Origin of the sequence: Citrobacter braakii (genome assembly GCF_009648935.1) — a bacterium.
In the GTDB taxonomy this organism is placed as follows: Bacteria; Pseudomonadota; Gammaproteobacteria; order Enterobacterales; family Enterobacteriaceae; genus Citrobacter; species Citrobacter braakii.
On the sequence record NZ_CP045771.1, the window covers coordinates 1,253,542 to 1,278,150 of the forward strand.

A 24,609-nucleotide genomic window follows, 5' to 3' on the forward strand; every position below is an offset into this window, starting at 1 on the left:
TCAAGCGTTTTAAAGATACAACGAACGAACAATCAGGAAATGTCCGGCGAAGTAGCAGGCGGCAGCAATTGCGTTATCGGCGCGGAAGCGGCGACGGTAATGGCTACCCAGCCAGACAATGTTGCCGATGAACAGGAGTGATGCGCCCATAAAAGCCGACAGCGCCGGAGCGGTCGGGCGGAAGAACCACAGCTCACCAGCCATCCAGACCATCATCAGCGTGATACCAATAAAGGTACAGATAGCGATGCGTAGCTCTTCCAGACGCGTCCAGATCACGGCAATCAGCAACGCCCCCAGCACCACCAGCACCAACGGCAAAGGCCAGAAGAACGACAGCGTCATTTGGCTGGCGAAGTAAATGGTATACAGCAGATGCGACAGGAAGAATGCCCCCACGGCATACAAAAGGCGTTGGCGCGGTAACAGCGTCAGCGCATCGCCCAGCAGCGAGGCAAGCAGGCCAGCCAGCACCAGATAGCTGACAGCATTAAACATTGGCGCCTGCCAGGCCAGCAGCGCCAGCAGGAGTAACGTTAGGGGTTTAAAGACCCAGCGTTGCCAGGCGGGCCCACGATAGGAAGCATCCACGAACAACCATGCGGAAAGGCAGACAGCGATAAACGACCAAAGCATCTTAGTTCCTTGAATTCGTTATTTTTTCGTAAGCGGGGTGCTCACGGCTCTACTGTTCAGTGTAGAGGTCGACACTGCCAGATGACAACACCATAACAGGCAATGTATGCTTATTTCCGCATTTTCTGATGGGTTAATAATATGAGCAAACCACCACTTTTCTTCATTGTTATCATTGTATTAATCGTTGTTGCTGCGTCGTTTCGCTTCGTTCAGCAGCGGCGTGAAAAAGCCGATAATGATACTGCGCCGTTAGTGCAAAAGCAGGTGGTGGTGAGTAACAAACGGGAAAAACCGCTTAACGATCGGCGATCCCGCCAGCAGGAAGTGAGCCCGGCGGGGACCAGCATGCGCTATGAAGTCAGTTTTAAGCCACAAAGTGGCGGCTTCGAGCAGACGTTTCGTCTGGATGCCCAGCAGTACCATGCGTTAACGGTCGGGGATAAGGGAACGCTGAGTTATAAAGGTTCGCGTTTTGTTGATTTTAAGCATGGGCAATAAAGCCGATCGGCACTGTATTTATCTTGCCAGTGCCGATAATAAATTCAACTGAAATATATAACACTATTCAAATATAGTTGTTATTTATTCTTCTGTGAAAATAACGTTATTATTATATTTTTTTTGTGTGGCTAAAATATCGAGTGTATCACTATTCTGCTATCCATCTTTCACTATCCTATTATTCCAACGTTGTCGCATGAATATAAACATGTAATTTAAAATGGCTAAGGAATTGAAATGGCGAATACAATGTGGTTGACCTTGAATGGGCAGGCGCAGGGATTGATTTCTGCTGGGTGTGCATCGGTAAATTCGATAGGAAATAAATCACAATCGGCCCACCGTGATCAGATAATGGTCATGACAGTGAATCATGGCATGAGTCGGGTACAAAATGTGAACCATCAATGTTTGACGTTTATAAAGCCAGTAGATAAATCCTCGCCGTTATTAGGGAGAGCCATAACTGACAATGAAACATTGAACTGTGAATTTAGCTTCTATCGCACGAGTCCAGCGGGTTTAAATGAGTGTTATTACGCGATAAAACTTATCAATGCCAGAATATCCAGCATCCATTTACAGGTGCCTCATACTATCGATGACAGTGCGGGTCAGCCAGAAGAAGTCATTGAGCTTTCCTATGAGTCAATTACCTGGGATCACATTATGGCGGGAACCAGTGCATACAGCCTTTGGGATGAGCGAATTTATTAAGGAGTAATGATGGAAAGGTATTATGACTGGATAGGGAATCACCGTGAAGATATTATTAGAGGAAATAACTGGCAACGTAATCAGCGTGTAGAGAACGAAATCAGAACGCTGAAAAATAATCTGAATAGCAATACACAACACATTATGCTGCTAACGCTTGAAGAGGCGCAGGGCGTGATTGATGATTTGCTGGGCAGCAAACCCGTCAGTTTTTCGACCAATTATGCCGATAATATCAAAGATACGGCTGATGCGACTAAAAAGCTGTCGAAGCTTTTTTCTTATCAGCAGGCCGGAAAGATTGTCTTCACCTTAAAAGGCCTTGGGATTAAAGCAACGCAATATACTTATCAGGGAAAGCTGTATGTGAAGATTACGGGCTACCCTTCTCTGCGGCGCATTCTTAACGGCACCCGTTACCGGATTAACCATCCTAATGTACTTGAGGTGGGCATAGGCAGCGCAGGGTTTCGAAATGGTATAATGTCAGGGGCCAGATTCTGCATCTGGTTTTCCGCATGCTGGCGGTTCATTGAGGTGGTGTTTAAATCCGAGCATGACGTCGCTGCATTGCTGGGAAACGTGACGATGGATGTGGCGAAGGTGATTGTGAGTATTTTTGTCTCGCAATCAGCGGGCAGTGCTCTTAGGTTAGCTGTACCTCTATTGTTCTCTAGCGGAGCTATTCCTGTTTGGGGAGAAATTGTCGGTGTCGTAGTATTAGGTTTTATTATTGCGTGCACTCTGAATGAAGTGGACAAAAAATATGAGCTATCAGATAAACTTATAGCGTGTATTCGTGAGGGGATGAAAGAACGGCAAAGAATAGAAGAGTGGAACGCCCAACACTTGGGGTACAGAAGCTCCCTTTATGGCAGAATTTATTGATATGAATTTCAATATTAATCTGGAGAATCTTAAGAAAAGATGCAACTTGTTTCTTTGTATATTCATTTTGGGGGGGATGACCTGGGGAGGGTATATTTTCAGTGTGCCGGATCTCACCGATCTTATTGAATCCAGAAGCATCGTCTATTTTTTCTGGGGGTCATTTTGCATGTTATTCATGTTTCCGGTGACGGGGTGCTTTACTTTGGGCATTGCCTACCTGGCCTGTGCGAAAAGCATGCAGCCGCCCAAATTCTTCGACAGGGCATTTACCATTGTTTTCCACGTCGCGGGGGTAGGATTTGTTATTGGTAATATTCTCTCTTTTATTGTCATTTTTTATCCTCTTGGTACTAACTATTTTTTATGCGAGCGTACAGGTCCGACGTCTGGCACCTATTACACCCGGACCGAAGAGATTTGCGAGCAGGTGAAACACCTGCGGAAAACAAGAGCCAGTAAAGATATTCCAAAACTGAAGGATCAACTGGACGGTATATTACCACCGTGATGATGTTTTCAGGCCCGGCCTGCTAAGCGCCGCCGGGCGAAAAGATCACAGTTACTTTTTCAACTGATCTTTAATCTTCTTCTGCCAAACCAGTAACTCAAAGACGCCGAACAGAAAAATACGGATTTTCTCTCCGCGGGTCATCTGCGGGCCATCTTTAGGCATGGTGCTTTTTAACAGCGCCAGTTGCATGCCATGCATCAGCACCATAAAAATCAGTGCGACGTTAACGAAGATGTTAAGCGGGCGTGGAAAGGGTTGGAAAATATTGAGTAGTAAAAATGCCCAGACGCACAACATCAGCAGGCGTCCCAGGTTAATCAGCATCGTGTTCTCCTCGTGCTTCACGTTGGTAAAGGCGATAGGCGACCTGTCCGGCGACTTTTTCGCGGTACAGCGACCAGTTCACCGGAACCGGCGGCAAACCGTTTTCTACTTCGCTTTCAACGTAAATATACGCTTCATTTGCCAGCCAGCCATGAGTTTCCAGAAGAGTTAATGTTTCTTCCAGTAATCCTTTGCGAAACGGCGGGTCAACAAACACCACGTTATGCGGCGTACCCGTCTGGGCCAAAAATGTCAGGGTATTGGTGTTGACGACCCGGGCATGGGGAGCTTTCAGCGTGGCGAGATTGTTTTGTAGCTGCTGTGATACCGCGCGATCCATTTCCAGAAGCGTCGCATTTGCCGCATAGCGAGAGAGGGCTTCCAGCCCCAGCGCGCCGCTGCCGGCGAAGCAGTCCAGGCAGTGAGCATCGACCATTACCGGGGCCAGCCAGTTAAATAAGGTTTCGCGTACGCGGTCGGTGGTTGGGCGCAGACCGGGACTATCCGGAACCGGGAGTTTACGGCCACGCCATTGACCGCCAATAATGCGGATCTGGCCGCTACCAGAGTGATTCGGTTTTTTCATTTCAATTATTGCTCAATCCGCTGCTGACGTGTCATTCCAGGCGGTGATGTGAGTTAAGTTAACCCGTCGCCTTTCAAGTTACCTCTTCGTTGGCTGCACTTACTCACCCGAATCACTTACTAAAAGTAAGCTCATCGGGATTCGTGCGCTTGCCGCCTTGACGTAACTCGAAATTCATCGGGTATAAGTGATAGACTATTTCATCATTTTTTTAGCTGCTATGTACATAGCGTTGACGCTGTGCCATGAAGCAACAGCGGGGGAGTGTAGTCGCAAATGGCGAAAGAGAAAAAACGTGGCTTTTTTTCCTGGCTGGGCTTTGGTCAAAAAGAGCAGGCACCGGAAAACGAGACAGAATTAAAAAACGAAGAACAACAACCGGTTGCTGAAGAAACTACCGTCGTTGACGAACAGCCGCGCGCCGAGGAAACCCGTAGCGAGGCGGAAACGGAAGCTTTTGCAGCTGAAGTTGTTGAAGTGACTGAACAGGTTGCGGAAATCGAAAAACTGCAGCCGGAAGCAGAACCTGTTGCCGAACAATCGCAGCCGGAGATTGAGCGGGTTGCTGAACCTGCAGCTGAACCCGTTGTGGAAACGCCAGCAGCGACGGTTATCGAACGCGAAGAATTGCCGCTGCCGGAAGAGGTGAAAACCGAAGAGGTTTCTGCCGAAGAGTGGCAGGCCGAAGCGGAAACCGTGGAAATCGTTGAGGCGGTTGAAGAGGAAGCCGAAAACGAACCGCACCTGACTGATGAAGAGCTGGAAGCGCAGGCGCTGGCGGCTGAGGCAGCTGAAGAAGCCGTGATGGTGGTGCCGGTAGAAGAACCTGCCGTAGAAGCACCGACAGAAGAAGAGGGAGTCCAGGAGCAGGAAAAACCAACAAAAGAAGGTTTCTTTGCGCGTCTGAAACGCAGCCTCCTGAAAACAAAAGAAAACCTTGGTTCCGGATTTATCAGTCTGTTCCGTGGTAAAAAGATCGACGATGATCTGTTTGAAGAGCTGGAAGAGCAACTGCTGATCGCCGACGTGGGCGTAGAAACGACCCGCAAGATTATTGCGAATCTGACGGAAGGTGCCAGCCGTAAGCAGCTCAAAGACGCGGAAGCGCTGTACGGCCTGCTGAAAGAAGAGATGGGCGAGATTCTGGCGAAGGTGGAAGAACCGCTGAATGTTGATGGCAAGACGCCGTTTGTTATCTTAATGGTTGGCGTCAACGGCGTGGGTAAAACCACCACTATCGGAAAGCTGGCGCGTCAGTTTGAGCAGCAGGGTAAATCGGTGATGCTGGCGGCGGGCGATACCTTCCGTGCGGCGGCGGTAGAGCAGCTGCAGGTCTGGGGTCAGCGTAACAACATCCCGGTGATTGCTCAGCATACCGGCGCGGATTCCGCGTCCGTCATCTTTGATGCCATCCAGGCGGCGAAGGCGCGTAATGTAGATGTGCTGATCGCTGATACCGCAGGGCGTTTGCAGAACAAATCGCACCTGATGGAAGAATTGAAAAAAATCGTTCGCGTCATGAAGAAGCTCGACGAAGATGCGCCGCATGAAGTTATGCTGACTATCGACGCCAGCACCGGGCAGAATGCGATAAGCCAGGCCAAACTGTTCCATGAAGCGGTGGGCTTAACCGGTATCACCCTGACTAAGCTGGACGGTACAGCGAAGGGCGGGGTCATCTTTTCGGTTGCCGATCAGTTTGGCATCCCTATCCGCTATATCGGTGTAGGCGAACGTATCGAGGATTTACGTCCGTTTAAAGCGGACGATTTTATAGAGGCACTTTTTGCCCGAGAGGATTAACAATGATTCGCTTTGAACATGTCAGCAAGGCCTATCTCGGTGGGAGACAAGCGCTGCAGGGAGTTACCTTCCATATGCAGCCTGGCGAGATGGCATTTCTGACCGGCCACTCCGGCGCGGGGAAAAGTACCCTGCTGAAGCTGATTTGTGGAATTGAACGGCCCAGCGCCGGGAAAATCTACTTCAGCGGGCATGACATCAGCCGTTTGAAAAACCGTGAAGTGCCGTTTCTGCGTCGTCAGATTGGCATGATTTTTCAGGATCACCACCTGTTGATGGACAGAACCGTGTTTGACAACGTGGCAATCCCGCTGATCATCGCGGGCGCCAGCGGGGACGATATTCGTCGTCGCGTGTCAGCGGCGCTGGATAAGGTCGGACTGTTGGACAAAGCGAAAAACTTCCCTATTCAGCTCTCCGGCGGTGAACAACAGCGCGTGGGCATCGCCCGTGCGGTGGTGAACAAACCGGCGGTATTGCTGGCGGATGAACCAACAGGGAACCTGGATGACGCGTTGTCGGAAGGGATCCTTCGCCTGTTTGAAGAGTTTAACCGCGTCGGGGTCACGGTATTAATGGCCACGCACGATATTGGCCTGATCTCCCGTCGCTCCTATCGCCAAATGGTTCTGAGCGATGGACATCTGCATGGAGGCCTGGCGCATGAATAGACGTGACGCTATTAATCAAATCAAACAGTTCGGTGGCCGACTGGATCGCTTCCGTAAATCGGGCGGCGCGCCGGGAGATGGCGGTCGTAACGCGCCAAAGCGGGCGAAAGCCGCGCCAAAGCCGAACTCGCGTAAAACCAATGTCTTTAACGAGCAGGTACGCTACGCGTTCCAGGGCGCGTTACAGGACCTGAAAAGCAAGCCGCTGGCGACGTTCCTGACGGTGATGGTTATTGCCATCTCCCTGACGCTGCCAAGCGTATGCTACATGGTTTATAAGAACGTCGACCATGCGGCAAGCCAGTATTATCCTTCTCCGCAGATCACCGTTTACCTGCAAAAAACGCTGGATGATGATGCAGCGGCGCGGGTAGTTGGTCAGTTGCAGGCCGAGCAGGGCGTGGAGAAAGTGAATTATCTTTCCCGCGATGACGCGCTGGGCGAATTCCGTAACTGGTCCGGCTTTGGCGGCGCGCTGGATATGCTGGAAGAGAACCCGCTACCGGCCGTGGCGGTAGTTATCCCGAAACTGGACTTCCAGGGCACGGAGTCGCTGAACACGCTGCGCGACCGTATCGCACAAATCAACGGTATTGATGAAGTGCGCATGGATGACAGCTGGTTTGCCCGTCTGGCGGCGCTGACTGGCCTTGTCGGACGCGTCTCCGCGATGATTGGCGTGCTGATGGTAGCGGCGGTCTTCCTCGTCATCGGTAACAGTGTGCGCCTGAGTATTTTTGCGCGTCGCGATACCATTAACGTGCAGAAACTGATTGGCGCGACGGATGGGTTTATCCTGCGTCCGTTCCTCTACGGCGGTGCGCTGCTCGGTTTTTCCGGCGCATTTCTTTCACTGATTTTGTCAGAAATTTTGGTGATGCGCCTGTCGTCAGCGGTTACTGAGGTGGCGCAGGTTTTTGGAACTAAGTTTGATATCAACGGCTTATCATTCGATGAATGCCTGTTATTGCTGCTGGTGTGCTCGATGATTGGCTGGGTGGCAGCCTGGCTTGCCACGGTTCAACATTTACGCCACTTTACCCCCGATTAAAAAATCTCTGGTATAATCTTTCCCTGCACTGAGTAGTTCGCTCTGCAGGGAAAGAGTCCCTGTTATCTCTTCCCAGCGTATTCATTGTGATGTCACATTTTGTGCGTAATCTATACACATTACGACATGGAACTTGTGGATAAAATCACTGTCTGATAAAAGATTGAATGATATTCTCGTTGCTCATAAGCTCTGGCATGGTTGTTGCTATTGGTTTTAGCCAACGCGTCAGATGAAAAGATTGAGAGGATTTGAATGACCAAAGAAATGCAAAATTTAGCTTTAGCCCCTGTTGGTAACCTGGAATCTTACATCCGGGCTGCGAACGCGTGGCCGATGTTGTCGGCTGACGAGGAGCGGGCACTTGCTGAAAAGCTGCATTACCAGGGCGATCTGGAAGCAGCTAAAACGCTGATCCTGTCTCACCTGCGCTTTGTTGTTCATGTTGCTCGTAATTATGCGGGCTATGGCCTGCCGCAGGCGGATCTGATTCAGGAAGGTAATATTGGCCTGATGAAAGCCGTGCGCCGTTTCAACCCGGAAGTGGGTGTGCGCCTGGTTTCTTTCGCCGTGCACTGGATCAAAGCTGAGATCCACGAATACGTTCTGCGTAACTGGCGTATCGTAAAAGTCGCGACCACCAAAGCGCAGCGTAAGCTGTTCTTTAACCTGCGTAAAACCAAGCAGCGTCTGGGTTGGTTCAATCAGGATGAAGTTGAAATGGTTGCTCGCGAGCTGGGTGTTTCCAGCAAAGACGTGCGCGAAATGGAATCCCGTATGGCGGCGCAGGACATGACGTTTGACATGTCTTCAGACGACGAGTCTGACAGCCAGCCGATGGCGCCGGTTCTGTATCTGCAGGATAAATCATCTAACTTTGCCGACGGCATTGAAGAAGATAACTGGGAAGATCAGGCCGCGAATAAACTGACCCACGCAATGGAGGGTCTGGACGAGCGTAGCCAGGACATCATTCGCGCCCGTTGGCTGGACGAAGACAACAAGTCGACGTTGCAAGAACTGGCCGATCGCTACGGCGTCTCTGCTGAACGTGTTCGTCAGCTTGAAAAGAACGCCATGAAAAAACTGCGTGCGGCGATCGAAGCGTAATCACGCCGTTTAACGCATTGCCCCTATAACCCCTGGATGCCCATTCGGGGGTTTTTTATGTCTGATTGATACTCCAAACTGCTATCACGCTTTCCTCTGCCAGGTTTGCTTTTGCCTCTCTGGTGTTGTGGGGGAGCCGAAGTGATTGATGCCCCTGCGCCTGACAAGGTGACATGTTTGCCCGGTTTCTGGGCAAACATGTCACCTTAATGCAGCCGAATACTGTCGGTATAACTTATTGTGGCAGGAGATTATAGGCTGCCAGCATCTCTTTGATATCCTGAGTGATGATTTCATTGGGCATATGTATTGGTCTTCTGGTAATGCCTGCGGTGATCCCCATTAAGTTAAGAGCCTCTTTCATTACTGCAGGTGCGGTCATTTTCTTAATGTTCATACGCAGCGCATCGATCTTATTACGCTCTTCCTGTGCTTTATCCAACTGCCCCGCGATAAAGTAGTTATACAAATCCACTTCAATCTTCGGTAAAACATTTGATGTGGCTGCGACGCTGGCAACTGAACCTTCTTTAAATGCATCAAGCATCAGCGAATCTGAACCGTTCAATACTTTAAAATTTTTGTGTTTTGAAATCTCAAGGTACTGTTTTTGTACTTCAAATTTTCCACTGCTATCTTTGATTGCCACGATATTATCGATATCAGCCAGGCGATTCGCTGTTTCGTATTCAATACTTAGGCCCGTTTGCCCTGGGAGATTGTATAGAATAATAGGTGCTGCTGTGCTGGCCGCAATATCATAGTAATGTTTATATAAATCTTCCTGATTAGGCACCAGATAGTAGGGGGTTACAACTGAAATGTAATCTGCGCCAGCATCAACAAGTCGTTGAGTCAGAGCAATAGTTTGCTGTGTGCTACAGCAACCGGCACCGGCGCAAATAGTTACGTCATTACCCACTTCATCAACAACTGCTTTGGTGAGTTCTACTTTTTCATCATCTGATAACAGATGAAATTCACCGTTGGTGCCACAAATAAATAATCCATGAACACCATTATTGACTAACCAGCGAGCCATCTTTCTTGCTGCCGGGATATCCATTTTTTCCGTTTCATCAAATGGTGTCACCATCGCAGTAATAATTCCCTTAAGTTCTTTCATTATCTTTTCTCCAGTTCGTTGGTAACATTTTTAATCGAGATTTGAATTGTGTTAAGATCTGCTTCCTGAGTAAACGAAGCCGCATGTGGCGTGATCGAGTAATTCATGAGTTGTTTTGTTTCTTCTTTTCGTTCTTTAAGTTCAATATCTTCACTAGCAAAAGAAATTTTATGAGTAATTAAAGCATTGTATAAACTATCTTCATCAATCAAACCGCCTCGTGCAGTATTTATTAATATTGCGGAAGGTTTCATTTTTTCGAATGCGTGCTGATCAATCATGTGCCTGGTGCTATCTAGTAAAGGCAAATGAAGCGAGATAACATCACTGAGCTGATACACCTCATCTAACTCTTTAAAGTTTATATACGGAAAAACCTGACTCTGATTGATATAAGGGTCGTATGCAATGATCTCCATACCCATAGCGTTAGCGATGTGGGCTACATGTTTGCCAATAGCACCAAGGCCAATCAGCCCTAATGTCTTTTTATGTAACTCAGTACCCACCAATCTTACATCATTACTGCATTTAGCCTGTTGTTCGATTTCAACATACTTTCTGGCACTGGATAGCATCATTAGAATAGCCATTTCTGCTACCGATACAGAATTGGCGTTGAGTGCTTTATGCACCACAATATTTCTGCTGTTCGCATACTCAACGTTTATATTATCTAAACCAACACCATATTTTGAGATTACTTTTAGTTTTTTCGCACAATCTATAACGTCTTGATCTAAAGGGTCGTTGCCTGTAATAATAGCATCGGCATCTTTAATTTTTACCATCAACTCTTCTTTACTAAAACGTTCTCCGCTCGTATTACATTCGACGATATAACCTGCTGCCTGTAATTCATCCAGATATTTTTGCCCCTTACTAAGAAAGGGCCTTGGCGTTATAAGTATTTTTTTCATATTACAATAAACCGAAGAATGAAAAAATAAGGCTTAAAGAGAGGATTGCTACCAGTATTCGTAGGAAATGCGGTCCACACTTCTGGATGTATATATAAATACCGAGAACCGCAACCAGGGGGAGTAAGTTAGGCACAATTTTGTCTAACATGTCCTGCAGGACAATAGTATTCCCCCCACCAGTAGTAATATGTAGCGGTGTCTTAATCTTTACATAAGTGGCAGAAAGCGCCCCCATCATCAACAGGCCGAACATACCTGCGCCTTCAATAATTTTATGGATACTGCCAGAGTGGAGTATCTCTAAAATTGACTCTTTCCCCTTTTTATAACCAATATTAAGTGCAAATCGGCTAGCGAAGAACATATAAACAACTTGATAGATCAATGGCAGTAATGCGGCTAATACGTACCCTTGCAATACAAAAGGAATACATACCCCAATAACAATAGGTCGCAATGTGCCAAAATCTAGCGTATCCCCGATACCTGAGACTGGACCCATTAGCCCCGTTTTTAAACTGGTCACTAATTGGGTTGTGGCTGTCCGCTGTTCTTCAGGTTCCTGGGATGCTTTTTCTTCTAGTGCGATAGTGATGCCGTTTACCACTGAGCCCCAGTTAGCTTGTGTGTTAAACATCGTCAAATGGCGCTGTAACGCTTTTGAAAGATCCCTCTTATTCGGGTATAGCTTAGCTAAAATCCCTGTCATTGAATTACAAAAGGCTAGAGCCTGTAACCGTTCAAAATTTAATGATGTTTCCGAGAAAGCATGCCATTTTAACCAGACAATCTGCACATCTCTATTCGTAATTGGTGAGCTTTCGGCTTCCTTTAAGTCGATATTATTAGCCATTTTGTGTTCCTTTCGCAGTTTTTGATTGCATGTATAAGAGAACAGCACATAAACCAAAAATGGATATCCCTATGGTGTTTAACCCTGAATATGTGACCAAGAAGAAACCAATGATGAATAACGGGATGTATTGTTTTTTACCGATCACAATGATAGTGATAGCAAAACCTAATGCTGGAAGAATATTACCAGCGATAGCTAAGCCGTTGGTGGTCCAGGAGGGTAACAGTTTGACAAATGAGGAAATAGCATCTGGGCCATACAAACAGGCAACGAAAACAGGAACGAAGCGCATAGGGAAGGCCAACAGAATAGGATAGATAGTTGCTACCCGCTGAATCCCTTTGATATCTGCTTTTTCGGCATAGCGATCGGCCATATGAACAAATGTGGTATTAACCGTTTTACGAACGTTTTCGAGGACAACCCCTAATAAACCTATTGGGATTGCCAACGAAATAGCTATTTCAGGTTTTATCCCCGCAGTAAGAGCAATAGGTATAGCGATGCAGGAGGCCAATCCCTCATCTGCTGGCGGGTTCCCACCAGGAGCAATACTACCTATATAGATCATCTGTAATGTCGCACCGACTGATAATGCAGTCGGCATATCATCAAAGATAATTCCCATAATGGGGGCAATAGATAACGGCATGCGCATGATTGAAAAGCCATACCATACCTTCGCTTGTGATATCCAATAAACTAAACCAATCAATATTGCTGTAGAAACGCCCATAAGTTCCTCTCCTTTTTAAGGTAACTTATTCTTTATTTTTTGCAGACTGGCTGGTTCTTCTTCTGGGATAGTCTGGAAATAAACTTTAATATTCCTGTCTTCTATGACTTGTAGTTTTTCTGCATCTTCTTTATTTATTGATATCTGATTAAAGACGATTTTTCTACCAGGGATGTTTTCTATGCCGCCTACTTGCAACTCTTCAAGTTCTAATCCGCCCTGAATAGTCTTTAATGCTGAATCAATAGATTTGAAAAGGATTAAAAGTTTGCCAGTATAAAAATTTTTCTCATTCCAGCGGGTTGTCGTTTCCTCAATGGATGTCATGATTACTTCGATGCCGCTGGGGGCCGCCATTTTATAAACTTCGGCTAAAAAAGGATCATTATATAATTCGTCATCAATAACAATTATTTTATCGGCGTTACTCCTTTTCAGCCATTTGGTGATAACCTGTCCATGAATTAGGCGATAATCAATGCGGGCATGTACTATACTCATACTCTATTATCCTTTATTAAATTGATAACTTTGAACCATATCTTTACCGGCATCATGAATACATTGAACATATTCTTCGATGGTGATTTCTTTATCGGAGTCTTGTAACATATTCGCTTCAAGCAGCATGGCAAGGTTTACGCCGCTAATACAATGAATAGGGTATTCTCTGGAGAGAACCGTCGCTACATTTGATGGTGTTCCACCATATATATCGGTAAGAATAACGGTTTTAATATTGGGTCTGAGTATTTTCCTTGTTTGCTCCATTAACGTTTCTGGTGACATCCCGATGATCAGAGAAATAGCCGTTGTATTTTTCGTTTTGCCAACAATCATTTTACTACTGTTTAATAACTCTTTACCTGCGTCACCATGTGTTAATATGATGATATCATAGAGATTCAATGGTTATCTTCCTTATATATATAATCCATATGTTTGATTTATATTTTGTATGTAACAGATTCCATTCTTGAGAGTGGTTTCTGTTCTTTGAATATATATTGTTTTATGGATTTTTAAACGTTACCAAGATCACATATTGAATGTATTGACTAATATGGCTATTTCTAGCGGATGCATATAACGCATAACAAAATAATATAATATTTGGTTTTTATAATTAATACTGTCATTTATATATATTCAACAATGCATCTTAATTAAAATTATATTTTATATCGATGATATAAGGTCATATTATGGAGATGAATTGATATTTATAGTTTTGTCACCTATATGTTATGTCATCGCAAAAATTCACGTTTCAAATCCATAAAAATGGGGTATGTTTTAGCAGAGTATGCTGAAAATGCACGGTCAGCATGCCTAAATATCAATGTCTTATACTTGGTGTGACGCCAATATCAGAATAATGTGCTAAATAACAACATCACAACAAATGCAACAACCATAACAATGAGGAACCTCAGGATGAAAATGAAGGGTAAAGCGTTACTGGCAGGATGTATTGCACTCGCATTCAGCAACATGGCATTAGCAGAAGATATTAAAATTGCTGTTGTGGGGGCGATGTCTGGCCCGGTAGCGCAGTATGGCGATCAGGAATTTACCGGCGCAGAGCAGGCAATTGCGGATATCAATGCCAAGGGCGGCGTGAAAGGTGACAAACTGGTCATGGTGAAATATGACGATGCCTGTGACCCGAAACAAGCGGTAGCGGTTGCGAACAAAGTGGTCAACGACGGGATTAAATACGTAATCGGTCACCTGTGCTCTTCTTCCACTCAGCCTGCGTCAGACATCTATGAAGACGAAGGCATTCTGATGATCACCCCAGCGGCAACGGCGCCGGAGCTGACCGCGCGCGGCTATAGCCTGGTGATGCGTACCACGGGTCTGGATTCCGATCAGGGCCCAACGGCCGCCAAATATATCGTTGAAAAAGTGAAGCCGCAGCGCATCGCGATTATTCATGATAAGCAGCAGTACGGTGAAGGCCTGGCCCGCGCGGTGCAGGATGGCCTGAAAAAGGGTAACGCCAACGTGGTGTTCTTTGACGGGATCACCGCCGGGGAAAAAGATTTTTCTACGCTGGTAGCGCGTTTGAAGAAAGAGAACATCGATTTCGTTTACTACGGCGGTTACCACCCGGAAATGGGGCAAATCCTGCGCCAGGCACGCGCCGCGGGTCTGAAAACCCAGTTTATGGGGCCAGAAGGTGTAGCGAACGTGTCGCTGTCTAACATCGCCGGTGAATCTGCAGAAGGCTTACTGGTAACGAAACCGAAGAACTACGACCAGGTTCCGGCGAACAAACCCATCGTAGATGCTATCAAAGCCAAGAAACAGGATCCGAGCGGCGCATTCGTATGGACCACCTACGCCGCGCTGCAATCTTTGCAGGCCGGTCTGAACCAGTCTGACGATCCGGCTGAAATTGCCAAGTATCTGAAAGCAAACTCAGTGGAAACTGTGATGGGGCCGCTGTCATGGGATGCGAAGGGCGACCTGAAAGGCTTCGAATTCGGCGTGTTTGACTGGCATGCAAACGGGACGGCGACAGACGCCAAGTGATTTTCCCGGCGCCTTTCGTGCCGCAGGTGTGTTGGCTGCGTTATTCAACCCCGGTCACTTACTTATGTAAGCTCCGGGGATTTTATAACTTGCCGCCTGCCTGCAACACAAAATTCTTGGGAAAATACTCGTAATACAATTGGTTGGGGGCGGTTTTCTACCGTTTCTCCCAGCCATTCTCCTGGGCCGTAAACCCTAACACCTGCATAAATGCGGCCATCACGCTGCGGTCTTCAACGCCGACGTCGGCCATCCACCACGAACTCACGTCAGGGTTTTCCCGGATCACTTCTTCGATCAAATACTGCCCGACGCCGCGACGGCGGGTGATATCGCGCACGCGCAATGAATCCAGTGCGCCTTGTGTGCCGCTCAGGGTTACTCGCACGGCACCTAACAGACGCTCGTTAAAGCGTGCGGCGTAGATCCGGTGCGTTTCATCTACGCTTAATGATGAGGCGGAATATTCCGGCCAGATTTTGCCCAGATCAATCAGGTCCTGGTCGCTAAAGTTATCTAAACGAACGATGGTCAGCTTCATTAACAGCATGTCCAAATCACAAAAGATGGAATCAGTGTACCGAAATAATTCGCCCGGATGCTTTCTCTTTTTAATGCGATTAACCAGGTTAATAGTTTTGTAACAACGACAATGACAGATTGAAACAGTAGAGTTTGAAAAACAGGCAGGATAATACCCTGGAATGCAGCATTTTATTCCGCTCTTTGTGCCGTTATTTTATGCTGACAAATGCACTTTTTTTTGTTTATCTATAGTGAAAAGCAGAATATTATCTTTTCTTAATCGACTGAAAAATAGAGATTTTAGCCGTAATTTGCTTAAAAAACTGCGCTAAACCATTAACGAGACTGGTAAAAATAGTACAGTTCAAAAAAAGCACAGTCTGCTTTTTAACCACATAAATACAAAATATATACATCATCACGAATGGGGATTCAGGAAAATGAAACGGAATGCGAAAACAATCATCGCAGGGGTGATAGCACTGGCAATGTCACACGCGGTCATGGCGGAGGATATCAAGGTCGCTGTTGTCGGGGCGATGTCAGGTCCGGTCGCGCAGTGGGGTGATATGGAATTTAATGGCGCACGTCAGGCCATTAAAGATATCAATGCCAAAGGCGGGGTCAAAGGCGACAAACTGGTTGCCGTCGAATATGACGATGCCTGCGATCCGAAACAGGCCGTTGCGGTAGCGAACAAAATCGTCAATGACGGCATTCAGTACGTCATTGGTCATCTGTGCTCATCTTCCACGCAGCCCGCATCAGATATCTATGAAGACGAAGGCATTCTGATGATTTCCCCGGGCGCGACCAACCCGGAACTGACCCAGCGCGGTTACGCACACATTATGCGTACAGCGGGCCTGGACTCCTCTCAGGGGCCGACCGCCGCGAAATACATTCTGGAGAAGGTGAAGCCGCAACGCATCGCCATCATTCACGATAAACAGCAATACGGTGAAGGCCTGGCGCGTTCAGTGCAGGAGAGCCTGAAAGCGGGCAAAGCCAATATCGTCTTCTTTGACGGGATCACTGCCGGGGAAAAAGATTTTTCTGCGCTGATCGCCCGCCTGAAAAAAGAAAATATCGATTTTGTTTATTACGGCGGCTACTACCCGGAAATGGGACAAATGCTGCGCCAGGCTCGCTCCGTCGGGCTGAATACCCAGTTTATGGGACCTGAGGGCGTGGGCAATGCGTCGCTGTCTAACATTGCCGGTGATGCCGCTGAAGGCATGCTGGTGACCATGCCAAAACGCTATGACCAGGATCCGGCGAATAAAGCTATCGTCGATGCGCTCAAAGCTGACAAGAAAGATCCAACCGGGCCGTACGTGTGGATCACTTATGCAGCCGTCCAGTCATTGGCGACCGCAATGGATCGCAGCGGTAGCAAAGAGCCGTTGGATCTGGTGAAAGATCTGAAAGCACACGGGGCTGACACCGTGATTGGGCCGCTGAAATGGGACGAAAAAGGCGATTTGAAGGGATTTGAGTTTGGTGTCTTCCAGTGGCACGCGGACGGATCATCGACCGTCGCGAAGTAATAGCTGAAGACGAGTTATCCCACCGCCCGTGCAAAACGGGCGGGTTAAGAAAGGTTACCTTATGTCCGAGCAGTTCCTCTATTTCTTGCAGCAGATGTTTAACGGCGTCACGCTGGGAAGCACCTACGCGCTGATCGCTATCGGTTACACGATGGTGTACGGCATTATCGGCATGATCAACTTCGCCCACGGCGAGGTGTATATGATCGGCAGCTATGTCTCCTTTATGATCATCGCTGCGCTAATGATGATGGGTATTGATTCCAGCTGGCTACTGGTCGCGGCGGGCTTTGTCGGCGCGATTGTGATTGCCAGCGCCTACGGCTGGAGCATTGAACGCGTAGCGTATCGGCCCGTGCGCAGCTCTAAGCGCCTGATCGCGCTGATTTCCGCTATCGGGATGTCCATCTTCCTGCAAAACTACGTCAGCCTGACGGAAGGTTCGCGCGATGTGGCGCTGCCCAGCCTGTTTAACGGCCAGTGGACCGTCGGCAGTAGCGAAAACTTCTCTGCTTCCATCACCACCATGCAGTTGGTTATCTGGATTGTAACCTTCCTGGCGATGCTGGCGCTGACGCTGTTTATCCGTTACTCCCGTATGGGCCGTGCCTGCCGTGCCTGCGCGGAAGACCTGAAAATGGCCAGCCTGCTCGGCATAAATACCGATCGCGTGATTGCACTGACCTTTGTGATTGGCGCGGCAATGGCGGCGGTAGCGGGCGTACTGCTCGGCCAGTTCTACGGCGTAATTAACCCCTATATCGGCTTTATGGCCGGGATGAAAGCCTTTACCGCGGCGGTACTGGGCGGCATCGGCAGCATTCCTGGGGCGATGATCGGCGGTCTGATTCTGGGGGTCGCGGAAGCGCTCTCCTCTGCTTATCTGAGTACCGAATACAAAGACGTGGTTTCATTCGCGCTGCTGATTCTGGTGCTGCTGGTGATGCCGACCGGTATTCTGGGTCGCCCGGAGGTAGAGAAAGTATGAAACCGATGCATTTTGCAATGGCGCTGCTCTCTGCCGCTATGTTCTTCATCCTGGCGGGCGTCTTTATGGGCGTCCAGTTGGAGCTTGACGGCACCAAACTGGTGGTGGATACCGCCGCGGATATCCGCTGGCAGTGGGTGTTTATCGGCACTGGCGTGGTCTTTCTCTTCCAACTGTTGCGTCCAGCTTTCCAGAAGGGCCTGAAGAGCGTCTCCGGACCGAAGTTTATTCTGCCGGCGATTGATGGCTCCACCGTTAAACAGAAGCTATTCCTGGTCGCGCTGCTGGTGATTGCCGTGGCGTGGCCGTTTATGGTGTCGCGCGGTACGGTTGATATTGCCACGCTGACGATGATTTATATCATCCTCGGCCTCGGCTTAAACGTGGTGGTAGGGCTTTCCGGTCTGCTGGTGCTGGGTTACGGCGGCTTCTATGCCATCGGTGCTTACACCTTCGCGCTGCTGAACCACTATTACGGACTCGGCTTCTGGACCTGTCTGCCGCTGGCGGGGCTGGTTTCCGCTGCTGCGGGCTTTATGCTCGGCTTCCCGGTACTGCGCCTGCGCGGTGACTATCTGGCGATTGTGACTTTAGGCTTCGGCGAAATCGTCCGTATCCTGCTGCTCAACAACACCGAAGTGACCGGTGGTCCGAACGGTATCAGCCAGATCCCGAAACCGACCTTTTTCGGTCTGGAGTTCAGCCGTACTGCCCGTGAAGGTGGCTGGGATACCTTCAGCAACTTCTTTAACGTGAAGTACGATCCCTCTGACCGCGTGATTTTCCTTTATCTGGTGGCGCTGCTGCTGGTGGTCTTCTCGCTGTTTGTCATCAACCGTCTGCTGCGTATGCCGTTGGGTCGTGCGTGGGAAGCGCTGCGCGAAGATGAAATTGCCTGTCGCTCGCTGGGCTTAAACCCTACGCGTATCAAGCTGACCGCTTTTACCATCAGCGCCGCGTTTGCCGGTTTTGCCGGTACGTTGTTTGCCGCTCGTCAGGGTTTTGTCAGCCCGGAATCCTTCACCTTTGCCGAGTCGGCCTTTGTGCTGGCGATTGTAGTACTGGGCGGAATGGGCTCACAGTTTGCAGTGATCCTCGCGGCCATCCTGCTGGTGGTGTCACGCGAGCTGATGCGTGATTTCAATGAATACAGCATGTTAATGCTGGGTGGTTTAATGGTACTGATGATGATCTGGCGTCCGCAAGGCTTGTTGCCGATGACCCGTCCGCAGTTGAAGCTGAAAAACGGGGAAGCAAAAGGAGAGCAGGCATGAGTCAGCCATTATTATCCGTCAACGGCCTGATGATGCGCTTCGGCGGTCTGCTGGCGGTAAACAACGTTGAACTGGAGCTGAGACCACAGGAGATCGTCTCGTTAATCGGGCCAAACGGCGCGGGAAAAACCACGGTCTTTAACTGCCTGACCGGTTTTTATAAGCCGACGGGTGGGACGATTAAGCTGCGCGACCAGCATCTGGAAGGGCTGCCGGGTCAGCAAATTGCGCGGATGGGTGTGGTGCGTACTTTCCAGCACGTGCGTCTGTTTCGCGAAATGACGGTGATTGAAAACCTGCTGGTGGCGCAACATCAGCAGCTGAAAACCGGCGTCTTCTCCGGACTGTTGAAAACCCCGTCGTTCCGTCGCGCGCAGAGTGAAGCGTTGGATCGCGCTGCCACCTGGCTGGAGCGTATTGGTTTGCTGGAGCACGCCAACCGTCAGGCCAGTAACCTGGCCTACGGCGACCAGCGCCGTCTGGAGATTGCACGTTGCATGGTGACCCAGCCGGAAATCCTGATGCTCGACGAACCCGCCGCAGGCCTCAACCCGAAAGAGACCAAAGAGCTGGACGAGCTGATTGCTGAACTGCGTAACCATCACAACACCACTATTTTGTTGATTGAGCACGACATGAAGCTGGTGATGGGTATTTCCGACCGTATTTACGTAGTGAATCAAGGCACGCCGCTGGCGAACGGGACGCCGGAACAGATTCGTAACAACCCGGACGTGATCCGCGCCTATTTAGGTGAAGCATAATGGTGGTGACGCATAATATGGAAAAAGTCATGTTGTCCTTTGACAAAGTCAGCGCCCACTACGGCAAGATACAGGCGCTGCACGACGTCAGCTTGTATATCAATCAGGGTGAAATCGTGACGCTTATCGGTGCCAACGGCGCGGGAAAAACCACGCTGCTTGGTACGCTGTGCGGCGATCCGCGAGCGACAAGTGGGCGAATTGTCTTTGATGGTAAAGACATTACCGACTGGCAGACGGCGAAAATCATGCGCGAAGCGGTAGCGATTGTTCCGGAAGGGCGTCGCGTGTTTTCCCGCATGACGGTGGAAGAGAACCTGGCGATGGGCGGTTTCTTTGCCGAAAAGGACCAGTTTCAGGAACGCATCAAGTGGGTGTATGACCTGTTTCCCCGCCTGCATGAACGTCGAATTCAGCGTGCGGGCACGATGTCCGGCGGTGAACAGCAGATGCTGGCGATAGGCCGTGCGCTGATGAGTCAGCCGCGACTACTGCTGCTTGATGAACCGTCGCTGGGTCTGGCGCCGATTATCATCCAGCAGATCTTCAACACCATCGAACAACTGCGCGAGCAGGGGATGACAATCTTCCTCGTCGAACAGAACGCTAACCAGGCGCTGAAGCTCGCCGATCGCGGCTACGTGCTGGAAAACGGTCATGTGGTGCTGGAAGACACCGGTGATGCGTTACTGGCTAACGAAGCAGTGCGCAGCGCGTATCTGGGCGGTTAACATTCTCTGAATGGACAAGGGGGCCTGATATGGCCCCTTTTTATTGCTCTATGTTATTATTGAGAATAGTTATCAATAATAAAAGTGAACATGGAGAAAGGATGATACGTTCCGGTATCTGCATGATGATTGGCGGTTTGTTTTTGCCGCTTTCATCAAATACCCTGGCCTTAACACCGCCAGCGTTCGACCCGCGCGACCCTTCAATCTGGGAAGAGAAACCGGACAACTCGTTAGCCCAGTCCAGCTCGCCCTGTGAAGTGTTCACCTCCTCTGTCTGCCCGGGCTGGGAAGATGAGAAATCTGATATTCAGCGCGAACGTGAGCGGCGGGAACAGCAGCGTTTACAGAATGAATATGAACGACGCTGGCGTAAAGATTAATGTTCCTTGCTGGCTGCAACAGATAACGTCATCCTGGCCGGGTAAGACATAGCGTTACCCGGCTTTGTTGTGCACCACCCCGCATTTTCCTGTCACTACGCTTTCACCGCCTTGCCATCTGTTTGTCGCCTTACTATCTTTTTTTTGTAATAAAAAAGTTATTTTTCTGTCATTCGAGCATGTCATGTTACCCCCGCGAGCATAAAACGCGTGATATCGCGCATCCGGCACAACAAGAGAGATAACCGATGATATCGTTACGACATACAGCTTTAGGACTGGCACTTAGCCTGGCGTTTGCAGGTCAGGCTCTGGCCGTCACCACTATCCCGTTCTGGCACTCAATGGAAGGTGAACTGGGTAAAGAAGTTGATTCACTGGCGCAACGTTTTAATGCCGCCAATCCCGACTACAAAATTGTTCCGCAGTACAAAGGCAACTACGAGCAGAGCCTGAGCGCAGGTATTGCGGCTTTCCGTACCGGAAACGCACCTGCGCTACTGCAGGTTTATGAAGTGGGCACGGCAACGATGATGGCCTCGAAAGCCATTAAACCGGTCTATGAAGTATTCAAAGAGGCTGGTATTAACTTCGATGAGTCTCAGTTCGTACCAACGGTTTCCGGTTATTACACCGACTCTAAAAGCGGACACTTACTCTCCCAGCCGTTTAACAGCTCCACGCCGGTGCTGTACTACAACAAAGATGCCTTCAAAAAAGCCGGTTTAGACCCTGAGCAGCCGCCAAAAACCTGGCAGGATCTGGCGGAATACACCGCGAAGCTGAAAGCAGCAGGCATGAAGTGCGGTTACGCCAGCGGCTGGCAGGGATGGATTCAGATTGAAAACTTCAGCGCCTGGAATGGTCTGCCGGTGGCTACCAAAAACAACGGCTTTGACGGTACTGACGCGGTGCTGGAATTCAATAAACCGGAACAGGTGAAACATATCGCCCTGCTGGAAGAGTTGAACAAAAAAGGGGATTTCAGCTACTTCGGGCGTAAAGACGAGTCTACCGAGAAGTTCTATAACGGGGATTGTGCCATTACCACCGCCTCTTCCGGTTCTCTGGCTGACATCCGCCACTACGCCAAATTCAACTATGGCGTCGGCATGATGCCGTACGATGCCGATGTGAAGGGCGCGCCGCAGAACGCGATTATCGGGGGAGCCAGCCTGTGGGTGATGCAGGGTAAAGACAAAGCAACCTACGAAGGCGTGGCGCAGTTCCTCAACTTCCTGGCGAAGCCTGAAATTGCTGCCGAATGGCACCAGAAGACCGGCTACCTGCCCATTACCACCGCCGCGTACGACTTGACCCGCGAGCAGGGCTTCTATGATAAGAACCCTGGGGCTGATATCGCCACCCGCCAGATGCTGAACAAGCCACCGTTGCCGTTCACCAAAGGGCTGCGTCTGGGCAACATGCCGCAGATCCGCACCATCGTAGATGAAGAACTGGAAAGCGTCTGGACCGGGAAGAAAAACCCGCAGCAGGCGCTGGATGCTGCCGTTGAGCGTGGCAATCAGTTACTGCGCCGCTTTGAGCAATCGACTAAATCGTAATGTGAAATGCCGGGTGGCGGCTGCGACTTACCCGGCCTACAAATGCGTGTAGTTTGTAGGCCGGATACGGTGTGTGCACCGCAATCTGGCACCTTCCAGGAAAAGAACCTACATGTCTTCATCCCGTCCGGTGTTCCGCTCGCGCTGGCTTCCCTATTTGCTGGTGGCCCCGCAGTTGGTTATCACCGTTATTTTCTTTATCTGGCCCGCCGGTGAAGCGCTGTGGTACTCACTACAATCCGTTGATCCGTTTGGTCTTTCTAGCCAGTTTGTCGGACTGGAAAACTTTATCGCGCTGTTTCATGACCCGTACTACCTTGATTCATTCTGGACCACCATTAAGTTCAGTACGTTAGTCACGGTAAGCGGTTTGCTGGTGTCGTTATTTTTTGCGGCGCTGGTGAATTACGTGGTACGCGGTAGCCGTTTTTACCAGACGCTGATGCTGTTGCCTTACGCCGTCGCGCCCGCCGTCGCCGCCGTATTGTGGATCTTCCTGTTTAACCCAGGGCGCGGGCTGATTACCCATTTTCTCGGTGAGTTTGGCTATGACTGGAACCATGCGCAAAACAGCGGTCAGGCGATGTTTCTGGTGGTGTTTGCGTCGGTCTGGAAGCAGATTAGTTACAACTTCCTGTTCTTCTTTGCCGCACTACAGTCTATTCCGCGGTCGCTGATTGAAGCCGCCGCGATTGATGGTGCGGGACCGGTTCGCCGCTTCTTTAAGCTGGCGCTGCCGCTGATTGCACCGGTCAGCTTCTTTCTGCTGGTGGTGAATCTGGTTTATGCCTTCTTTGATACCTTTCCGGTGATCGATGCCGCTACGGCGGGTGGGCCGGTACAGGCGACCACTACGTTGATTTATAAGATCTATCGCGAAGGCTTTGTCGGGCTGGATCTCTCCGCCTCGGCCGCCCAATCGGTAGTGCTGATGTTCCTGGTCATTATTTTGACGGTGGTGCAGTTCCGCTATGTGGAAAGTAAGGTACGTTACCAATGATTGAGAATCGTCGTGGGCTGACAATATTCAGCCATGCCATGTTGATTATGGGGATCATGGTGATCCTGTTTCCGCTGTACGTCGCGTTTGTCGCGGCGACGCTGGATAACAAAGCAGTCTTTGAAACGCCGATGACGCTGGTTCCCGGCACACAACTGCTGGAAAACATGAAATACATCTGGGTCAACGGCGTGGGCGTTAACAGCGCGCCGTTCTGGCTGATGATGCTCAACAGTTTCATCATGGCGTTCAGTATTACGGTAGGGAAAATCACCGTCTCTATGCTCTCCGCATTCGCCATCGTTTGGTTCCGCTTTCCACTGCGTAACCTGTTCTTCTGGATGATTTTTATCACGCTGATGCTGCCGGTCGAGGTGCGTATTTTCCCGACGGTGGAAGTGATCGCCAACCTGAAAATGCTCGACAGCTATGCGGGTCTGACGCTGCCGTTAATGGCATCGGCGACTGCGACGTTCCTGTTCCGGCAGTTTTTTATGACCCTGCCGGATGAACTGGTTGAGGCGGCGCGTATTGACGGCGCGTCACCGATGCGTTTTTTCCGCGATATTGTACTACCGCTGTCAAAAACCAATCTGGCGGCGCTGTTTGTGATCACCTTTATCTACGGCTGGAACCAGTATTTGTGGCCGTTGTTAATTATTACCGATGTCAATTTGGGCACTGCGGTGGCAGGTATCAAAGGCATGATTGCTACTGGTGAAGGCACCACGCAGTGGAATCAGGTAATGGCAGCCATGCTGCTGACGCTCATCCCTCCGGTAATCATCGTGTTAGCCATGCAGCGTGCCTTCGTACGTGGCCTGGTCGATAGTGAGAAATAAA

Annotated in this window: 28 protein-coding genes; 18 read left to right on the forward strand and 10 right to left on the reverse strand. The window is 49.4% G+C overall.

Features of this window, described 5'->3' with window-relative positions; all coding sequences use genetic code 11:
- Window positions 1-9: 9 nt before the first annotated feature.
- A complete protein-coding gene (locus GFC06_RS05745) occupies window positions 10-636 on the reverse strand; it encodes a lysoplasmalogenase (RefSeq protein WP_016154844.1) in 627 nt (208 codons plus the stop codon).
- 141 nt (window positions 637-777) lie between these two features.
- Between GFC06_RS05745 and GFC06_RS05750 the strand changes: the two genes are divergently transcribed.
- The 4 genes from GFC06_RS05750 to GFC06_RS05765 all read left to right on the forward strand — a co-directional run bounded on the left by GFC06_RS05750 (window position 778) and on the right by GFC06_RS05765 (window position 3,256).
- Window positions 778-1,137, forward strand: a complete 360-nt coding sequence (locus tag GFC06_RS05750; RefSeq protein WP_153689932.1) for a DUF2500 domain-containing protein — start codon at window positions 778-780, stop codon at window positions 1,135-1,137.
- Between the two features lie 240 nt (window positions 1,138-1,377).
- Window positions 1,378-1,857 (forward strand): Hcp family type VI secretion system effector, encoded by a 480-nt coding sequence (locus GFC06_RS05755; RefSeq protein ID WP_153689933.1) that lies wholly within the window; start codon window positions 1,378-1,380, stop codon window positions 1,855-1,857.
- 6 nt (window positions 1,858-1,863) lie between these two features.
- Window positions 1,864-2,745 (forward strand): hypothetical protein, encoded by an 882-nt coding sequence (locus GFC06_RS05760; protein ID WP_228522541.1) that lies wholly within the window; start codon window positions 1,864-1,866, stop codon window positions 2,743-2,745.
- Window positions 2,729-3,256: a DUF1240 domain-containing protein gene (locus GFC06_RS05765; protein WP_228522542.1), complete on the forward strand. Its 528-nt coding sequence runs from the start codon at window positions 2,729-2,731 to the stop codon at window positions 3,254-3,256. The genes GFC06_RS05760 and GFC06_RS05765 overlap by 17 nt, the downstream gene beginning before the upstream one ends.
- A gap of 51 nt (window positions 3,257-3,307) precedes the next feature.
- On the opposite strand, the gene GFC06_RS05770 is transcribed toward GFC06_RS05765, so the two are convergent.
- Both GFC06_RS05770 and rsmD read right to left on the reverse strand, forming a co-directional pair.
- The gene (locus tag GFC06_RS05770) at window positions 3,308-3,583 is read right to left on the reverse strand and encodes a DUF1145 family protein (RefSeq protein WP_016154842.1); all 276 of its coding nucleotides are present in this window, start codon (window positions 3,581-3,583) and stop codon (window positions 3,308-3,310) included.
- Window positions 3,573-4,169 (reverse strand): 16S rRNA (guanine(966)-N(2))-methyltransferase, encoded by a 597-nt coding sequence (rsmD, locus tag GFC06_RS05775; protein ID WP_016157666.1) that lies wholly within the window; start codon window positions 4,167-4,169, stop codon window positions 3,573-3,575. The genes GFC06_RS05770 and rsmD overlap by 11 nt, the downstream gene beginning before the upstream one ends.
- 276 nt (window positions 4,170-4,445) lie before the next feature.
- On the opposite strand from rsmD, the gene ftsY reads away from it, so the two are divergent.
- From ftsY to rpoH, 4 genes are all read left to right on the forward strand, one after another.
- Complete coding sequence (gene ftsY, locus GFC06_RS05780) at window positions 4,446-5,972, forward strand: signal recognition particle-docking protein FtsY (protein ID WP_047501409.1); 1,527 nt, start codon at window positions 4,446-4,448, stop codon at window positions 5,970-5,972.
- Window positions 5,973-5,974: 2 nt separating this feature from the next.
- Complete coding sequence (ftsE, locus tag GFC06_RS05785) at window positions 5,975-6,643, forward strand: cell division ATP-binding protein FtsE (RefSeq protein WP_003023420.1); 669 nt, start codon at window positions 5,975-5,977, stop codon at window positions 6,641-6,643.
- Entirely contained in the window at window positions 6,636-7,694 is a 1,059-nt protein-coding gene (gene ftsX / locus GFC06_RS05790) for a permease-like cell division protein FtsX (protein WP_016154839.1), read from the forward strand. Before ftsE ends, ftsX begins: the two co-directional genes overlap by 8 nt.
- A gap of 255 nt (window positions 7,695-7,949) precedes the next feature.
- The gene (gene rpoH / locus GFC06_RS05795) at window positions 7,950-8,804 is read left to right on the forward strand and encodes an RNA polymerase sigma factor RpoH (RefSeq protein ID WP_003023425.1); all 855 of its coding nucleotides are present in this window, start codon (window positions 7,950-7,952) and stop codon (window positions 8,802-8,804) included.
- A 235-nt stretch (window positions 8,805-9,039) separates the two neighbouring features.
- Here rpoH and dapA read toward each other — a convergent pair whose 3' ends face one another.
- Genes dapA through GFC06_RS05825 form a run of 6 tightly spaced genes read right to left on the reverse strand, consistent with a single transcriptional unit; the run spans window position 9,040 to window position 13,354 of the window.
- Complete coding sequence (gene dapA / locus GFC06_RS05800) at window positions 9,040-9,930, reverse strand: 4-hydroxy-tetrahydrodipicolinate synthase (RefSeq protein ID WP_153689934.1); 891 nt, start codon at window positions 9,928-9,930, stop codon at window positions 9,040-9,042.
- Window positions 9,930-10,850 (reverse strand): phosphoglycerate dehydrogenase, encoded by a 921-nt coding sequence (locus tag GFC06_RS05805; protein ID WP_153689935.1) that lies wholly within the window; start codon window positions 10,848-10,850, stop codon window positions 9,930-9,932. The genes dapA and GFC06_RS05805 overlap by 1 nt, the downstream gene beginning before the upstream one ends.
- A gap of 1 nt (window position 10,851) precedes the next feature.
- Window positions 10,852-11,706 (reverse strand): PTS system mannose/fructose/sorbose family transporter subunit IID, encoded by an 855-nt coding sequence (locus GFC06_RS05810; protein ID WP_052138036.1) that lies wholly within the window; start codon window positions 11,704-11,706, stop codon window positions 10,852-10,854.
- The gene (locus GFC06_RS05815) at window positions 11,699-12,445 is read right to left on the reverse strand and encodes a PTS mannose/fructose/sorbose/N-acetylgalactosamine transporter subunit IIC (RefSeq protein ID WP_047501416.1); all 747 of its coding nucleotides are present in this window, start codon (window positions 12,443-12,445) and stop codon (window positions 11,699-11,701) included. The genes GFC06_RS05810 and GFC06_RS05815 overlap by 8 nt, the downstream gene beginning before the upstream one ends.
- 15 nt (window positions 12,446-12,460) lie before the next feature.
- Window positions 12,461-12,946, reverse strand: a complete 486-nt coding sequence (locus tag GFC06_RS05820; RefSeq protein ID WP_049283116.1) for a PTS system mannose/fructose/N-acetylgalactosamine-transporter subunit IIB — start codon at window positions 12,944-12,946, stop codon at window positions 12,461-12,463.
- 6 nt (window positions 12,947-12,952) lie between these two features.
- Window positions 12,953-13,354, reverse strand: coding sequence for a PTS sugar transporter subunit IIA (locus GFC06_RS05825; protein WP_153689936.1), 402 nt, complete (start codon window positions 13,352-13,354; stop codon window positions 12,953-12,955).
- 528 nt (window positions 13,355-13,882) lie between these two features.
- On the opposite strand from GFC06_RS05825, the gene livJ reads away from it, so the two are divergent.
- Window positions 13,883-14,986 (forward strand): branched chain amino acid ABC transporter substrate-binding protein LivJ, encoded by a 1,104-nt coding sequence (livJ, locus tag GFC06_RS05830; protein ID WP_101700395.1) that lies wholly within the window; start codon window positions 13,883-13,885, stop codon window positions 14,984-14,986.
- A gap of 157 nt (window positions 14,987-15,143) precedes the next feature.
- On the opposite strand, the gene panM is transcribed toward livJ, so the two are convergent.
- Window positions 15,144-15,527: an aspartate 1-decarboxylase autocleavage activator PanM gene (panM, locus tag GFC06_RS05835; protein ID WP_016154837.1), complete on the reverse strand. Its 384-nt coding sequence runs from the start codon at window positions 15,525-15,527 to the stop codon at window positions 15,144-15,146.
- 424 nt (window positions 15,528-15,951) lie between these two features.
- Here panM and livK point away from each other — a divergent pair, with 424 nt between their 5' ends.
- The 9 genes from livK to ugpE all read left to right on the forward strand — a co-directional run bounded on the left by livK (window position 15,952) and on the right by ugpE (window position 24,608).
- On the forward strand, window positions 15,952-17,061 hold the full coding sequence (livK, locus tag GFC06_RS05840) for a high-affinity branched-chain amino acid ABC transporter substrate-binding protein LivK (protein WP_047415930.1): 1,110 nt from the start codon (window positions 15,952-15,954) through the stop codon (window positions 17,059-17,061).
- A gap of 61 nt (window positions 17,062-17,122) precedes the next feature.
- The gene (livH, locus tag GFC06_RS05845; protein ID WP_003023435.1) at window positions 17,123-18,049 is read left to right on the forward strand and encodes a high-affinity branched-chain amino acid ABC transporter permease LivH; all 927 of its coding nucleotides are present in this window, start codon (window positions 17,123-17,125) and stop codon (window positions 18,047-18,049) included.
- Complete coding sequence (gene livM / locus GFC06_RS05850) at window positions 18,046-19,323, forward strand: branched chain amino acid ABC transporter permease LivM (protein ID WP_016154835.1); 1,278 nt, start codon at window positions 18,046-18,048, stop codon at window positions 19,321-19,323. Before livH ends, livM begins: the two co-directional genes overlap by 4 nt.
- Window positions 19,320-20,087 (forward strand): high-affinity branched-chain amino acid ABC transporter ATP-binding protein LivG, encoded by a 768-nt coding sequence (livG, locus tag GFC06_RS05855; protein ID WP_003023438.1) that lies wholly within the window; start codon window positions 19,320-19,322, stop codon window positions 20,085-20,087. The genes livM and livG overlap by 4 nt, the downstream gene beginning before the upstream one ends.
- 17 nt (window positions 20,088-20,104) lie before the next feature.
- Window positions 20,105-20,818: a high-affinity branched-chain amino acid ABC transporter ATP-binding protein LivF gene (livF, locus tag GFC06_RS05860; RefSeq protein ID WP_085951092.1), complete on the forward strand. Its 714-nt coding sequence runs from the start codon at window positions 20,105-20,107 to the stop codon at window positions 20,816-20,818.
- 101 nt (window positions 20,819-20,919) lie between these two features.
- The gene (locus tag GFC06_RS05865; RefSeq protein WP_153689937.1) at window positions 20,920-21,201 is read left to right on the forward strand and encodes a hypothetical protein; all 282 of its coding nucleotides are present in this window, start codon (window positions 20,920-20,922) and stop codon (window positions 21,199-21,201) included.
- 248 nt (window positions 21,202-21,449) lie between these two features.
- Window positions 21,450-22,766 (forward strand): sn-glycerol-3-phosphate ABC transporter substrate-binding protein UgpB, encoded by a 1,317-nt coding sequence (gene ugpB / locus GFC06_RS05870; RefSeq protein WP_053389195.1) that lies wholly within the window; start codon window positions 21,450-21,452, stop codon window positions 22,764-22,766.
- 112 nt (window positions 22,767-22,878) lie between these two features.
- Window positions 22,879-23,766, forward strand: coding sequence for a sn-glycerol-3-phosphate ABC transporter permease UgpA (ugpA, locus tag GFC06_RS05875; protein WP_016154830.1), 888 nt, complete (start codon window positions 22,879-22,881; stop codon window positions 23,764-23,766).
- Window positions 23,763-24,608 (forward strand): sn-glycerol-3-phosphate ABC transporter permease UgpE, encoded by an 846-nt coding sequence (gene ugpE / locus GFC06_RS05880; RefSeq protein ID WP_003023450.1) that lies wholly within the window; start codon window positions 23,763-23,765, stop codon window positions 24,606-24,608. Before ugpA ends, ugpE begins: the two co-directional genes overlap by 4 nt.
- Window position 24,609 lies beyond the last annotated feature (1 nt).

Coding starts and splice junctions, on each gene's coding strand:
- GFC06_RS05745 (WP_016154844.1), bottom strand. CDS start 636: ATGCTTTGGTCGTTTATCGCTGTCTGCCTTTCCGCATGGTTGTTCGTG.
- GFC06_RS05750 (WP_153689932.1), top strand. CDS start 778: ATGAGCAAACCACCACTTTTCTTCATTGTTATCATTGTATTAATCGTT.
- GFC06_RS05755 (WP_153689933.1), top strand. CDS start 1,378: ATGGCGAATACAATGTGGTTGACCTTGAATGGGCAGGCGCAGGGATTG.
- GFC06_RS05760 (WP_228522541.1), top strand. CDS start 1,864: ATGATGGAAAGGTATTATGACTGGATAGGGAATCACCGTGAAGATATT.
- GFC06_RS05765 (WP_228522542.1), top strand. CDS start 2,729: ATGGCAGAATTTATTGATATGAATTTCAATATTAATCTGGAGAATCTT.
- GFC06_RS05770 (WP_016154842.1), bottom strand. CDS start 3,583: ATGCTGATTAACCTGGGACGCCTGCTGATGTTGTGCGTCTGGGCATTT.
- rsmD (WP_016157666.1), bottom strand. CDS start 4,169: ATGAAAAAACCGAATCACTCTGGTAGCGGCCAGATCCGCATTATTGGC.
- ftsY (WP_047501409.1), top strand. CDS start 4,446: ATGGCGAAAGAGAAAAAACGTGGCTTTTTTTCCTGGCTGGGCTTTGGT.
- ftsE (WP_003023420.1), top strand. CDS start 5,975: ATGATTCGCTTTGAACATGTCAGCAAGGCCTATCTCGGTGGGAGACAA.
- ftsX (WP_016154839.1), top strand. CDS start 6,636: ATGAATAGACGTGACGCTATTAATCAAATCAAACAGTTCGGTGGCCGA.
- rpoH (WP_003023425.1), top strand. CDS start 7,950: ATGACCAAAGAAATGCAAAATTTAGCTTTAGCCCCTGTTGGTAACCTG.
- dapA (WP_153689934.1), bottom strand. CDS start 9,930: ATGAAAGAACTTAAGGGAATTATTACTGCGATGGTGACACCATTTGAT.
- GFC06_RS05805 (WP_153689935.1), bottom strand. CDS start 10,850: ATGAAAAAAATACTTATAACGCCAAGGCCCTTTCTTAGTAAGGGGCAA.
- GFC06_RS05810 (WP_052138036.1), bottom strand. CDS start 11,706: ATGGCTAATAATATCGACTTAAAGGAAGCCGAAAGCTCACCAATTACG.
- GFC06_RS05815 (WP_047501416.1), bottom strand. CDS start 12,445: ATGGGCGTTTCTACAGCAATATTGATTGGTTTAGTTTATTGGATATCA.
- GFC06_RS05820 (WP_049283116.1), bottom strand. CDS start 12,946: ATGAGTATAGTACATGCCCGCATTGATTATCGCCTAATTCATGGACAG.
- livJ (WP_101700395.1), top strand. CDS start 13,883: ATGAAAATGAAGGGTAAAGCGTTACTGGCAGGATGTATTGCACTCGCA.
- panM (WP_016154837.1), bottom strand. CDS start 15,527: ATGAAGCTGACCATCGTTCGTTTAGATAACTTTAGCGACCAGGACCTG.
- livK (WP_047415930.1), top strand. CDS start 15,952: ATGAAACGGAATGCGAAAACAATCATCGCAGGGGTGATAGCACTGGCA.
- livH (WP_003023435.1), top strand. CDS start 17,123: ATGTCCGAGCAGTTCCTCTATTTCTTGCAGCAGATGTTTAACGGCGTC.
- livM (WP_016154835.1), top strand. CDS start 18,046: ATGAAACCGATGCATTTTGCAATGGCGCTGCTCTCTGCCGCTATGTTC.
- livG (WP_003023438.1), top strand. CDS start 19,320: ATGAGTCAGCCATTATTATCCGTCAACGGCCTGATGATGCGCTTCGGC.
- livF (WP_085951092.1), top strand. CDS start 20,105: ATGGAAAAAGTCATGTTGTCCTTTGACAAAGTCAGCGCCCACTACGGC.
- GFC06_RS05865 (WP_153689937.1), top strand. CDS start 20,920: ATGATACGTTCCGGTATCTGCATGATGATTGGCGGTTTGTTTTTGCCG.
- ugpB (WP_053389195.1), top strand. CDS start 21,450: ATGATATCGTTACGACATACAGCTTTAGGACTGGCACTTAGCCTGGCG.
- ugpA (WP_016154830.1), top strand. CDS start 22,879: ATGTCTTCATCCCGTCCGGTGTTCCGCTCGCGCTGGCTTCCCTATTTG.
- ugpE (WP_003023450.1), top strand. CDS start 23,763: ATGATTGAGAATCGTCGTGGGCTGACAATATTCAGCCATGCCATGTTG.